This window comes from Larkinella sp. VNQ87, from assembly GCF_049445795.1.
Taxonomy (GTDB): Bacteria; Bacteroidota; Bacteroidia; order Cytophagales; family Spirosomataceae; genus Larkinella.
On record NZ_JBMSDT010000010.1, the window covers coordinates 104,000 to 116,403 of the forward strand.

Here is a 12,404-nt window from a genome sequence, read left to right on the forward strand (position 1 = left end):
CAAGCAAAGCGATGTTACCGCCAATTTTGGAGCAGAATTTAGAGCCAATCCGGCAAATTGCCCTTCGGCATCACGTCAGCAAATTATATGCTTTTGGGTCCGTTTGTACCGATCATTTCTCTCCGGAAAGCGACATCGACTTATTGCTTAGCTTCGACCGGGATACGGTTGAGTTGGAGGACTACGCCGACAATTACTTTGACCTGGCGGAAGAACTGGAACAGTTGCTGGGGCGACCGGTGGAACTGATTGAAGAAGTTACCCTGCAAAATCCCTGGTTTAGTCGATCTGTCAATCAATCCAAAATACCGCTCCTGGAATGAGCGATGAGTTGAAAAAATACCTGGCGGATATCCAGGTAGCCATAGATTCCATCGATGGCTACCTGGTTGCCAATCGATCATTTCAAGCTTACCAGTCCAATAAGATGCTTCGGCGGGCCGTTGAGCGGGAACTGGAAATTATTGGCGAAGCCACGAATGCGGCCTTGCGGTTAGATCCGGAATTGCCACTTTCAAACGCCCGACGAATTGTTGATACCCGAAATCGGATTATTCATGCCTACGATGCGGTGAATGACGCCGTTATATGGTCAATCATTATTAGGCATCTGCCAGTTTTAAAGCATGAAATCGAACAAATTGTCGGGCGTCTGAAAGATTAATAAATTGTTGTTAAAGATACTTTTGGGGAAAATGTTGCAGGTATATTAACGACTTACTTCTTCTCCGCAAACTCATCCACACTCACCCGGATTTTGCGGCCCGGCATTTCGGCCACTTCCATCAGAAACGTCAGCTTTCCTTCTTTGCCTTCGAGCGTTAACGTGGCATTTTGCTGGTTGCCCGATGGGTCCTGAAAAAGGGCTTTCACCACAGACTTTCCATCTTTGTACGGGACGCTCCAGGCACAGGCATTCGACTGAATCTTGCCGACCATTTTATGATCTGTTTTCCCGCCAGGAATGATAATCACCTCAGAACCATTCATTTCGATCGAACTTTTTTCATCTACCGATCGCTCCACGGTATTACTGGCGTCGAGGTATTCGGTTTTGGAGGTTGACAACGCAACGGTTTTGTCGCACTGACCGAAAACCGGGGCTACACCAATCAACAGCAAGGGTAACAGGAGTACGTTTTTCATATGTATTTGATGTTTAAGGATTAAAAGTTTAATCAAATCTACTTTTGATAATCATACTGGGCAAAACATAGTAGCTTGTTTTGCAAGTTTATTGATGAGTGGTTGGATGATTGGATAATAGGTAGTAGAATTGTAAAAAAGTAGTAGAGTATTGCTTAAAATCCGGATGAACGGAGCAGTTATACGAATGCAACGATCCGTTGAACTTTTTTCAAATTCAAAACATTGTCTGTACATAAGTGTTAAAAAGACAAAAATCGAAATAAAGTCATGGCAAAAGCGATTGAAATAACCGACGCTAACTTCGCTGAAGTAATCAATTCAGATAAACCGGTTCTGGTGGACTTTTGGGCTGAGTGGTGTGGACCCTGTAAAATGATCGGTCCGGTTGTGGAACAACTGGCTGGGGAATACGAAGGTAAAGCCGTTATCGCCAAAATGGACGTTGATATGAATGCGCAGGTTCCGGCTCAATTCGGTATCCGTAGCATCCCGACCCTGATGGTTTTTAAAAACGGGAAAATGGTCGATAAAGTAATCGGAGCCGTTCCGAAATCGGTTCTGGAACAAAAACTGGTTGCCCAGTTGTAAGCGCATTTACGGGTTAGAGTTTATGAATTAGGGTTTGCGGTACCTCAATGCCGGAAACCGTAAGTCAAATCACTTTGAAAAATTGAAGAAAAGCTGGGCGAGGGTCTGGCTTTTTTTGTTTCGCACGATTTAAACCGGGTAAACCCTGGGTAATCGGTTGATCGGTATTGTGTTTTGGTCTATCTTTCCTTTTTGGATATGACCTAAACAATGAAGCTATTCGCCTTTTTCTCCGCCTGGCTGCTGGTCGGTCTGGCCAAGGCCCAATCGTTTCGACCTGATGAAATCGCCCGGTGGAAACAACGCGCCAACGCCATTACAATCATCCGTGATACCTGGGATATTCCGCATATTTACGGCAAGACCGATGCCGACGTGGTGTTCGGACTGCTGTATACGCAGTGTGAAGACGATTTTGCCCGGGTCGAAGAAAACTACATTGATGCGATCGGGCGGATGGCTGAGGTAGAAGGCGAGTCGGCTTTGTACCACGATTTGCGAGCCCGGTTATTTATGGACACCACCCAGGCTATGGCTATTTACCAGAAAAGCCCGGCCTGGATGAAAAGCCTGCTCAATGCGTTTGCCGACGGAGCCAATTATTACCTTCATACGCACCCCACCGTCAAACCACGTTTGCTGACCCGGTTTCAGCCCTGGATGCCGCTGATGTTCAGCGAAGGCAGCATTGGCGGAAACATCAGTGCGGTTTCGACTGAACGGGTAAAAGCGTTTTACACCCAAACCAAGTGGTCGTCGGCAGTTCAAGATTTTGAACGGTACGAACGCGAGCCGGTTGGCTCTAACGGTTTTGCCATTGCACCCTCAAAAAGCGCGTCAGGCAAGGCGCTCTTGCTGATTAATCCCCACACATCGTTCTACTTTCGGTCGGAAGTTCATATGAGTAGCCAGAAAGGTTTGAACGCCTATGGTGCCGTAACCTGGGGGCAATTCTTTATCTATCAGGGATTTAACGAAAATTGCGGCTGGATGCACACGTCCAGCAATGCCGATTCGATGGATGAATTTCTGGAAACCGTCGAAAAACGCGACGGTAAGTTTTATTACAAACACGGCAACGACTGGAAACCGGTGCAGACCCAACAGGTGATTTTGCCCTATAAAACCGAAAGTGGAATCAAACACAAAGCGTTTACGATTTACCGCACGCACCACGGCCCGGTGGCCGGTCAACTGGGCGATCAATGGATTACGGTCAGCATGATGGACGACCCGCTGAATGCCCTCGCCCAGTCGTACCTGCGAACCAAAGCCACGGATTACACGAGTTACAAGAAAGTAATGAAGCTGAACGGCAATGCGTCCAACAATACGGTTTATGCTGACCGGAAAGGGACGATTGCCTACTGGCACGGGAATTTTATGCCCAAACGCAATCCGAAATTCGACTGGAACCAGCCCGTCGACGGCAGCAATCCGGAAACCGACTGGCAGGGACTGCACGATATCGACGACGTGGTGCAGGTCAAAAACCCGGCCATTGGCTGGATCCAAAACTGTAATTCGACGCCTTTCACCGTTTCGGGTAACGACAGCCCAAACCGCAGTCAATATCCGGCTTACATGGCCCCGGACGCCGAAAATTACAGGGGAGTCAATGCCGTGCGGGTGTTGAGCCAGAAAACCGTGTTTACGCTCGACACGCTGATCGCGGCCGCCAACGACCCCCACCTGCCCGGTTTTGACGACCTGATTCCGGCGCTGCTAAAAGCCTATGAAAGCAGGAAAGCAACGGATGCAACGACCGACCTGACCGAAGCCATCGACCTCCTCCGGGCGTGGGACAAAACCTACGGAACCACCTCGGTACCAACAACCCTGGCCATTCACTGGGGCGAAAAGATCCAGCGGTTGGCCCGACCACGCGTGAAAACCGGGCAACGCCTTGACTTTCTGAGTTTTACAGAGTTTGTTATCAATAACACAACCGCCGAAGAAAAAGTGAAGGTTTTGGCTGAAACGCTCGACGAGCTTAAAAAAGATTTTGGAAACTGGAAAACCGCCTGGGGAGATATCAACCGGTTTCAACGCCTGACGGGCAAAATCAATGAAACCTTCGATGACCAGAAACCGAGTCTCCCGGTTGGATTTACGTCTTCAGCCTGGGGTTCACTGGCGGCTTTTGGGGCCAAAACTTACCCCAGCACCAAAAAGCGCTACGGCACGGTCGGCAATAGTTTTGTAGCCGTAGTCGAGTTCGGCGACCGGGTAAAGGCCCGGACGGTGGTCAACGGCGGCCACAGCAGCGATCCGGCATCTCCGCATTTCAACGACCAGGCCGCGCTATTTTGTGCAGGGAAGTTTAAAGAAGTCTGGTTTTATCCCGAAGAAGTCCGGCAACACGCTGCCCGAACCTATCACCCGTGAGGTGTTAAGAGTAAACAATTATGAGTTAAGAGTTGCGCTGCTAAACAGGATGCGTCCGCTAACCGCCGGGCGGCCCCGTCTTAACTCTTAACTCATAATTGTTTACTCTTAAATTTCTGAATAAGGTCCAGCACCTCTTCGCCGATCATTTTTACTTTCGTTTTCCCGAATCCTTTAACCGTCAGTAGTTCGTCGGGGGTGTTGGGCTGGATGCGGCACAATTCCAGAATGGTTTTTCGGGGCAAAATCATGTATCCGGCCGTGTCATGTTCACCGGCCAGATCATCGCGCCATTTCTCCAGGGCTTTGTATAAACTGGTTGGTCCTTTGCCACCGGTTTCGGGGTTATCGGCGGTTTTGCGGTTTTCCTTTTTTTGATTGAACTGGAATTCGAGCTCGGCATGGTTACGGGTTTTCAGGTAGGCCAGTGCTTCAAAACCAGTCAGGGAATTTTCAAAGCAACGTAGTTTAACGAAAAGTTCTTTGCTCAATTCTCCGATGGATTCGCGCAGCGAATCGCGGACCTGCTTGTTGTCGGTGTCCGTTGGGCAGGCTTCCAGGGACGAAATCAATTCATTCTGAATCAGTTCTTTAAAATAAGTGCTCGCCTTCCGGACCCGTTCCTGAAGGTGTTGATTCTCCTCCGGGAGCAATCCTTCGGCAAAATAGTGTGCGAGTTGTTGCCGGAATCGTTGGGTGATCCCGCGCCCTTTTTCGCGAAAAACCGCCTGGAGTTGGTTTAGGGCCGGTTCCAGACCTTCGTCCAGACTGGCCGCGTGCTCGCTCACTACCCGCCGGCATTTGTTGAGCAGATAGTCGGTTCGGTCAAAGGAAAACAGGTCGAGCAACAAAAACTCCTGATTTGCCTGCTTTGACTGCCACAATTCCTGTTCATCGGGCGTTTGTTGTTGTACCTGCTCGTGAAATTCCTCCAGCAACAACTCGGTTTTTATGCTGTGTGAGGGCAGGGGAGCCCGCAAAACCAGACCCTCAAGCGTTTTGCATCGGCTGAGAGCCACATAGACCTGCCCGTGGGCAAAAGCCGCAGCCGCGTCAATGATGGCTTTTTCAAAAGTCAGGCCCTGGCTTTTATGGATCGTTATGGCCCAGGCCAGCTTGAGGGGGTACTGAACAAATTTGCCGATCGGTTCTTCTTTGATCTCATTCGTTGTCGCATCCAGTGAATACCGCACGTTGACCCATTCCATCGGACTGACGGCCAGCGTTTCCGGATCGTGCGGGCATTTTACATAAATAACATCATCGTCAATGTCGGTGATTCGGCCGATTTTGCCGTTGTAGAACAGTTTGTCCCGCGAACTGTCGTTCTTGTTGAACATCACCTGGGCACCCACTTTCAATTCCAGACTGGCTTCGGTGGGATAGGCATGGGCCGGAAATTCCCCTTCAATCGTGGCTTCAAACGTGTGCAGAAGTGTTGTCAGGGCTTGAAGTTTCTGGTTGTTGATTTGCTGGGCCGCCTGGTTGTGTGTCGACAGGGTAATGTATCCTTCCTCATCATCGGGGGTAAAACCGGGAATATACCGTTTGTTCAGTTCATCCAGGTGCGCGCGTGTCACCCGTTTCTCCCGCACGCTATTCAAAATCTCAATAAACCGCTCGTCGGCCTGCCGATAAATATGGTCCAGTTCGATTGAAACGTAAGGCGTTTTCTGCAAAGCGCGGCTGCCGAAAAAATATCCGGTTTCGTAATGCGGTTTCAACAACACCCAATCTTCGTCCCGGATCACCGGCGGTAATTGCTGCATGTCGCCAATGAGCAGCAATTGAACTCCGCCGAACGGTTCGGGGTGGTGGCGAAACCGGCGTAGCACCTGATCGATGCCGTCGAGCACATCGGCGCGCACCATACTGATTTCGTCCACGATCAGCAGGTCGAGCGTTCGGAGCAGGTTGATTTTCTCGCGGGTGAACTTGCGGGTTTCCCGGGTCAACGTCCCCGGAACCAGCGGACCAAAAGGCAATTGAAACAGCGAGTGAATCGTGACACCCCCGGCATTAATGGCGGCCACGCCGGTCGGGGCCACCACCGCCAGGCGTTTGGACGACAGGGTTTTGACCTGGTGCAAAAACGTGGTCTTACCTGTTCCGGCTTTGCCCGTCAGAAAGACGTTGCGGTTGGTGTGCAGCACAAAGTCGTGGGCAAGCTGGAGTTTTTCGTTAACGATGGTGGGCATATGGTAGCAATAAATAAACGAATCTTGGAAGTTATTTACAAAGGCTAATCCGGCCTGAAAAAGACAGTCAAGATACGAAAAGAAAACATCGTGAGCCAGCGGATTTTATATTTCAACATCTCGCACGCTTGGTAAAAAACAGGGGAAAGTTCGTATCTTGCTGTAACGAACCATTGCTCAACATGGAAGCTGTAGAGAAAAAGAAGCGGAACGTTTCGGCGAAAATGACTCAGAAGGTGCCTGCTTACCTGGTTGCTGAAGAACTGGACGGTAAGCCCGTTTATTACAAAGGCTACCGGGACGTACTGTCCGGAACGAAAACCATTGAAGACATTATGGGGGCTAGTGAACTGCAATCACTTGTGGCAAGTGTTATTTTGGAGTATCTGTACGACCATCTTGATCGGAAGAAATATCAAATTGCCAGCAACGAACTCGGTTTGCACATCGAGAAGAGAAACAACCTGAGCATGGATGTCGTTGTTTATGAAAAAGAGCAGTTCAAGACAAGTCCTATTTCTAGAAATTACTCCGTAAGACCGCCCCGCGTCGTCATCGAAATCGATATCGAAGGTGATTTTCCAAACCAGCAGGAATTTGCCAATTATTACCTGAAAAAAACGCAGAAACTCCTCGATTTTGGCGTCCGGCAAGTGATCTGGTTTTTTACCGATGTGCGAAAAGTGGTGATTGCCGAACCGGGCAAACCCTGGCTAACCGTCGATTGGCAGGAAGAAATCATGTTATTTAATCATTACCGGTTTTCCATCAAAAATCTTCTCGAAAGCTCAGGACTTCCGTTTAATTTTGAAGCGGAATAATGCAAAATAATGGTGATAATATCTCAATGATTTACATTTCTCTATTAAAACAAGATAAAATTATTTATTGAAACGAGTATAGACCTCCTGAACTTGTATCTTTACTCATCAGATGATATGATGACTCCCGAAACCATCTCGATTAAGCGTGAAAGTCTGGCCGATGCCGTGGTAAACCGATTGCAGGAACAGATTGCCGCGAACCACTATTCACTGGGTGAAAAGCTGCCTTCCGAACCGGAATTGATGCAGCAATTTGGCGTTGGGCGCTCGACCATCCGGGAAGCCATCCGGATTTTGACGAACAAGGGACTTGTCCGGGTGCAGCAGGGCGTGGGAACGTTTGTACAGGCCCAGTACCAGAATGTGGAGCCGTTTCACCAGAGTTTGTCGCGGGCCGAGGGTGTGGAAGTAAACGAAGTTCGCCAATTGCTGGAACTGAAAATTGCCGAAAAAGCCGCCCTGAACCGCACGCAGGAAGACATTGAAGCAATGACGGTTTTTCTGCAAAAACGCCACGAAGCGGCATTGCAGAACCATCCGGAAGCCTGTATCGAAGCCGATATTCAGTTTCACATCCGGCTGGCAATAGCGTCTAAAAACGATGTGCTGGCCGATCTGTACACGATTATTGCCGAAAAAATGAAGAAGTCTTTTATGGAGGTTTTTATCACGACCGAAACGCTTCTGAGTGCGCAAAGCATGCACACCGCGTTGTTACAAAGCGTCGCCGATCAGGACCCGAAAAAAGCCTGGTTCTGGGCCGCCAAAATTACGGGACAAATTCAGTAATCAGACAGTTGAAATAAGCTAACCCATTTTTAATCTGGACCTCACGTTATGGATTTAATCCGTTCGGCTTTGCGAAAACCCATCACGGTGCTGGTGCTGGTGGCGGGCCTGTTTTACTTCGGGGTTGGTGCGGTTCGCACGATCAAAATCGACATTTTTCCGAACCTAGATTTGCCGGTTATCTACATCTCGCACCCCTACGGTGGGTTTACGCCCAACCAGATGGAGTCGTTTTTCGGGAAGCAATATGTCAACCTGCTGCTATACGTTTCGGGCGTAAAAAGCATTGAAACCCGCAACATTCAGGGGCTTACGCTGATCAAGCTGTCGTTTTATGAAGGTACGAACATGGCCCAGGCAGCCGCCGAAGTGTCGTCATATACCAACCGGGCGCAGGCCATTTTTCCGCCTGGGTCGCAGCCGCCGTTCATACTGCGCTTCGATGCCTCAACGCTACCGGTTGGGCAGTTGGTTCTGAGCAGTCCCATCCGGACGAACAACGAGTTGCAGGACATGGCCAACGTTTACATCCGGGCCGGTTTTAGCTCCATTCCCGGTCTGGTGGCTCCGGCCCCGTTTGGTGGTAACTCCCGGACGATTGTCATCAAGGCCGACCCGGAATTGCTGCGTTCGCATAACCTGACACCCGATCAGGTGGTGGCGGCTCTGCGGGTCAACAACCAGGCGACGCCGGCCGGAAACGTGCGGGTCGGCGATCTGAATTACTTTACGCCAGCCAACACGACCATCAAAACCGTCCAGGATTTTGAGAACATCCCGATCTACACCGGAGGAGTGCAGAATATTTACCTGCGCGATGTAGCCAAAGTAGAAGACGGTGCGGATATCACATCGGGTTATGTGCTGGTAAACGGACGCCGTTCGGTGTACCTGCCGATCACCAAATCTGCCGATGCGTCGACCTGGGAAGTCGTACAGAATCTGAAAAAAGAACTGCCCCGGTTTCAGTCCTTGCTCCCCGAAGATGTCAAGCTCTCGTACGAATTCGATCAGTCGGTTTATGTGATCAATTCGGTGGAAAGTCTGGTGACGGAAGGCATCATTGGCGCAATTTTAACGGGGCTAATGGTGCTACTTTTCCTGGGCGATCCCCGGGGCGCTTTGATCGTCATTATTACGATTCCAATCTGTATCATTTCCGGCGTTTTATTTCTGTCGTTATTCGGCCAAACCATCAATATTATGACGCTGAGCGGTTTGTCATTAGCGATCGGAATATTGGTGGATGAATCAACGGTTACGATTGAAAATATTCACCAGCATCTGGATATGGGAAAGCCGAAAGCGCTCGCGATCTGGGACGCCTGCCAGGAGATTGCGTTCTCCAAACTGCTGATTTTATTCTGTATTCTGGCGGTTTTTGCTCCGGCATTTACGATGAAAGGGATCCCCGGAGCGTTGTTCTTACCGCTCTCGCTGGCGATAGCTTTTTCGATGATTACATCGTACGTAATGGCCCAAACCCTGGTACCGGTTTTGGCCAACTGGCTAATGAAAGGGCACGGAACCAAAAACGGGAAGTTAAAAGGGAAAAACGGCCCGGTTATTTACCCGAATGGTAACGGCGTATTGGTTTCCACTGAAAACCGTACACTGAACGGGAAAGCGCATCTGGCCCATCAGGAAGATTTAAATCGTGATGGAAAAATCAGCCTTTTCGAACGACTGAGGCTCTATTTCATTCGGTTCATTGAGTGGACAATACCGCATAAAAAACTGATTACCCTCGGGTATTTTGTTATTGCCATTGGTGCTACGGTTTTGTTCCTGAATATGATTGGACGCGATGTATTGCCCCGGGTCAATGGCGGACAATTCCAGGTTCGGCTGCGGGCACCGGACGGGACACGTCTGGAGAAAACCGAAACGACGATGCTCAAAGCCATCGACGTTTTGCAGGAGCTGGTTGGCAAGGAAAATGTAGCCATTACGTCCGCCATGGTCGGTATGCACGGCTCACAATTTTCCACAAGCCCAATTTATTTGTTCATGGCCGGACCGCACGAAGGCGTTTTGCAGGTTAGTTTAAATCACGACTATGAAGTCGATCTGGATCAGTTAAAAGACCGTTACCGAGCCAAAATGAAAGCGGTTTTACCGAATGTAAAACTTTCATTTGAACCCTTGGAATTGACGGATAAAATTTTGAGTCAGGGTTCACCGACGCCTATCGAAGTGAAGGTGATCGGGAAGAATAAGATCCAGAACGAAGAGTACGCCAACAAAGTGATTGCCCGGCTGAAACAAATACCGTATCTCCGCGATGTGCAGATTGGTCAGGCCGTTAAATACCCGGCGATTAACATCGATATCGACCGCGTGCGAGCCGCGCAATTGGGAACGGATATTTCAGCTATTTCGCGCTCTTTGACGGCTTCAACCTCGTCGTCACGATTAACGGAAAAAAGTGTTTGGATCGACCCAAAAAGCAGTCAGATGTATAGTGTTCAGGTTCAGGTGCCTGAGAATAAGATGACAAATATCGGTGATATCGGCGAAATTCCGGTTTTGCCCAATACCAACCGGCCCGTGCTGAGTGATGTGGCTACGATCAAAACCGGTACCACCTACGGCGAAAACGACAACATTGGCGCAGTTCCAGTGCTGTCAGTCACGGCCAATCTGAACGACATGGATTTAGGAACTGCCACGACTGACGTCAAAAGAGCCATAGCCGATCTGGGCGAACTGCCGCGCGGATTGTCCGTCGAACTACGCGGACTGTCGCAGGTGCTGACCGAAACACTGGATAGTCTGCAAACCGGTCTGCTAACGGCCATCATCGTAATCTTCCTGATGCTGGCAGCAAATTTTCAGTCATTTAAGGTGTCACTTGTGGTCTTGTGTACAGTTCCGGCGGTGTTGGCCGGTTCGCTGGCGCTGCTGCTGCTGACCGGTTCGACACTTAATCTGCAGTCGTACATGGGCATGATCATGTCGGTGGGCGTATCGATTTCCAACGCGGTTTTGCTGGTGACCAATGCCGAGCAGTTGCGAATGAAAAATCACAATGCGTTGCTGGCGGCCCAGGAAGCCGCTGCCTTGCGGATGCGCCCGATCATCATGACCAGTGTGGCGATGGTGGTCGGGATGTTGCCGATGGCGTTGGGTTTTGGGGAGGGAGGCTCGCAAACCGCTCCCCTCGGTCGGGCGGTTATCGGGGGCCTGATTGCTTCAACGTTTGCCGCCCTGCACATTCTGCCGATGGTGTTTGCCTGGGTGCAGGCTAAGGCTTCGGTGCAGTCGGTTTCGCTTGATCCTGAAGATAAAGAAAGTAAACATTATGTTTCCGGTGTCTATGAATCGGTTAATTAAAAAGGGTGTGCCTTCCCTGCTGACACTCAGTTTGGGATTGTTGGTGATCAGTATGTTTCAGGGGTGTCATTCCTCGGAGGGAAAAAATGAAACCGCAGCGGTGGTGGATGAACCCGAACCGACGGAGGTGTTTGCGTTGCAAAAAGGCAAACTGTCGTCCTCGCTCCGGATTCCGGGGGAACTGGTGGCTTATCGGGATGTGGATCTCTACGCAAAAGTGAGCGGTTTTATCAAGTCCATTCATGCCGATGTCGGAACGGAGGTTCGGGAGGGCCAGTTGCTGGCCCTGGCCGAAGCGCCCGAACTGAACGCCCAACTGGCCGCAGCCGAGTCGAAGCTGAAGGCGCAGGAAGCCCTGTACATCGCCAGCAAATCCAATTACGATCGCTACGTGGATGCTGCCAAAACGCCGGGAACCGTCGCGCAATCGATGCTGGAACAGACCCTTGCCAAAAAAGAATCGGATTATGCCCAGCTTCAGGCCGCCAAAGCGGCCTACCGCGAGGTGTCGGATCTGCGGAAATACCTCGAAATCCGGGCCCCTTTCAGCGGCATCATCAGCCTGCGGAATGTCAGCACCGGCGCGTACATCGGGCCGTCGGGTAAAGGCTCAGAATTGCCGCTTTTCGTGCTGACCGAGCAGAAGCGCCTTCGGCTGGTCGTGGCCGTTCCGGAAGCGTATACCGGCTATGTCAACCAGAATGACGAGGTGAGTTTCACGGTAAAAGCCTTCCCCGACCGGAAATTTACGGGCAAGGTCAAACGTCTGGCCGGTGCCTTGGACAAGCGGCTGCGTTCCGAACGCACCGAGGTTGACGTGGAAAACAATGACCGGAAATTACTGCCCGGCATGATTGCCGAAGTGACCATTCCGCTGCCGACCAAGAGCAACACCTTTGTCGTGCCCAAATCGGCGGTTATTAACTCATCGACGGGCGTTTTCATCGTTAAAGTCCTAAACCAGAAAGCCGAATGGATTCCGGTTCAGAAAGGGCTCGAAAACGGTGATCAGGTGGAAATTTTTGGTGACCTGAAAGAAGGCGACCAGATCATGACCACGGCCACCGAAGAAGTCCGGAACGGTTCGGCGGTTCGGTCGGTGAAACAGGCTTCCTAGCCCTGCCGGGGTCTG

Annotated in this window: 9 protein-coding genes and 1 pseudogene; 8 read left to right on the plus strand and 2 right to left on the minus strand. The window is 50.4% G+C overall.

Annotated elements, in window-relative coordinates; genetic code table 11:
* Positions 1 to 11 precede the first annotated feature (11 nt).
* Complete coding sequence (locus tag ACO2Q8_RS18345) at positions 12 to 323, plus strand: nucleotidyltransferase family protein (protein WP_423346306.1); 312 nt, start codon at positions 12 to 14, stop codon at positions 321 to 323.
* Positions 320 to 664: a DUF86 domain-containing protein gene (locus ACO2Q8_RS18350; protein WP_423346307.1), complete on the plus strand. Its 345-nt coding sequence runs from the start codon at positions 320 to 322 to the stop codon at positions 662 to 664. Before ACO2Q8_RS18345 ends, ACO2Q8_RS18350 begins: the two co-directional genes overlap by 4 nt.
* Before the next feature lie 53 nt (positions 665 to 717).
* Here ACO2Q8_RS18350 and ACO2Q8_RS18355 read toward each other — a convergent pair whose 3' ends face one another.
* Entirely contained in the window at positions 718 to 1,146 is a 429-nt protein-coding gene (locus tag ACO2Q8_RS18355; protein WP_423346308.1) for a hypothetical protein, read from the minus strand.
* 264 nt (positions 1,147 to 1,410) lie between these two features.
* Between ACO2Q8_RS18355 and trxA the strand changes: the two are divergent.
* Positions 1,411 to 1,737 (plus strand): annotated as a pseudogene (gene trxA, locus ACO2Q8_RS18360) (thioredoxin); the annotation flags it as partial.
* A gap of 210 nt (positions 1,738 to 1,947) precedes the next feature.
* Positions 1,948 to 4,125, plus strand: a complete 2,178-nt coding sequence (locus tag ACO2Q8_RS18365; RefSeq protein WP_423346309.1) for a penicillin acylase family protein — start codon at positions 1,948 to 1,950, stop codon at positions 4,123 to 4,125.
* 92 nt (positions 4,126 to 4,217) lie between these two features.
* Here ACO2Q8_RS18365 and ACO2Q8_RS18370 read toward each other — a convergent pair whose 3' ends face one another.
* The gene (locus tag ACO2Q8_RS18370) at positions 4,218 to 6,323 is read right to left on the minus strand and encodes an HRDC domain-containing protein (protein WP_423346310.1); all 2,106 of its coding nucleotides are present in this window, start codon (positions 6,321 to 6,323) and stop codon (positions 4,218 to 4,220) included.
* Positions 6,324 to 6,505: 182 nt separating this feature from the next.
* Between ACO2Q8_RS18370 and ACO2Q8_RS18375 the strand changes: the two genes are divergently transcribed.
* The 4 genes from ACO2Q8_RS18375 (at position 6,506) to ACO2Q8_RS18390 (ending at position 12,389) form a co-directional block, all read left to right on the plus strand.
* Entirely contained in the window at positions 6,506 to 7,144 is a 639-nt protein-coding gene (locus ACO2Q8_RS18375) for a Uma2 family endonuclease (protein ID WP_423346311.1), read from the plus strand.
* 117 nt (positions 7,145 to 7,261) lie between these two features.
* Positions 7,262 to 7,936, plus strand: coding sequence for a FadR/GntR family transcriptional regulator (locus ACO2Q8_RS18380; RefSeq protein WP_423346312.1), 675 nt, complete (start codon positions 7,262 to 7,264; stop codon positions 7,934 to 7,936).
* A 48-nt stretch (positions 7,937 to 7,984) separates the two neighbouring features.
* Positions 7,985 to 11,272, plus strand: coding sequence for an efflux RND transporter permease subunit (locus ACO2Q8_RS18385; protein WP_423346313.1), 3,288 nt, complete (start codon positions 7,985 to 7,987; stop codon positions 11,270 to 11,272).
* On the plus strand, positions 11,256 to 12,389 hold the full coding sequence (locus ACO2Q8_RS18390; RefSeq protein ID WP_423346314.1) for an efflux RND transporter periplasmic adaptor subunit: 1,134 nt from the start codon (positions 11,256 to 11,258) through the stop codon (positions 12,387 to 12,389). Before ACO2Q8_RS18385 ends, ACO2Q8_RS18390 begins: the two co-directional genes overlap by 17 nt.
* The last annotated feature ends 15 nt before the right edge of the window (positions 12,390 to 12,404 follow it).

Bases quoted from the DNA above. Each gene is read 5' to 3' on its own strand.
- ACO2Q8_RS18345 (WP_423346306.1), top strand. From the start codon at position 12: ATGTTACCGCCAATTTTGGAGCAGAATTTAGAGCCAATCCGGCAAATT.
- ACO2Q8_RS18350 (WP_423346307.1), top strand. From the start codon at position 320: ATGAGCGATGAGTTGAAAAAATACCTGGCGGATATCCAGGTAGCCATA.
- ACO2Q8_RS18355 (WP_423346308.1), bottom strand. From the start codon at position 1,146: ATGAAAAACGTACTCCTGTTACCCTTGCTGTTGATTGGTGTAGCCCCG.
- ACO2Q8_RS18365 (WP_423346309.1), top strand. From the start codon at position 1,948: ATGAAGCTATTCGCCTTTTTCTCCGCCTGGCTGCTGGTCGGTCTGGCC.
- ACO2Q8_RS18370 (WP_423346310.1), bottom strand. From the start codon at position 6,323: ATGCCCACCATCGTTAACGAAAAACTCCAGCTTGCCCACGACTTTGTG.
- ACO2Q8_RS18375 (WP_423346311.1), top strand. From the start codon at position 6,506: ATGGAAGCTGTAGAGAAAAAGAAGCGGAACGTTTCGGCGAAAATGACT.
- ACO2Q8_RS18380 (WP_423346312.1), top strand. From the start codon at position 7,262: ATGATGACTCCCGAAACCATCTCGATTAAGCGTGAAAGTCTGGCCGAT.
- ACO2Q8_RS18385 (WP_423346313.1), top strand. From the start codon at position 7,985: ATGGATTTAATCCGTTCGGCTTTGCGAAAACCCATCACGGTGCTGGTG.
- ACO2Q8_RS18390 (WP_423346314.1), top strand. From the start codon at position 11,256: ATGAATCGGTTAATTAAAAAGGGTGTGCCTTCCCTGCTGACACTCAGT.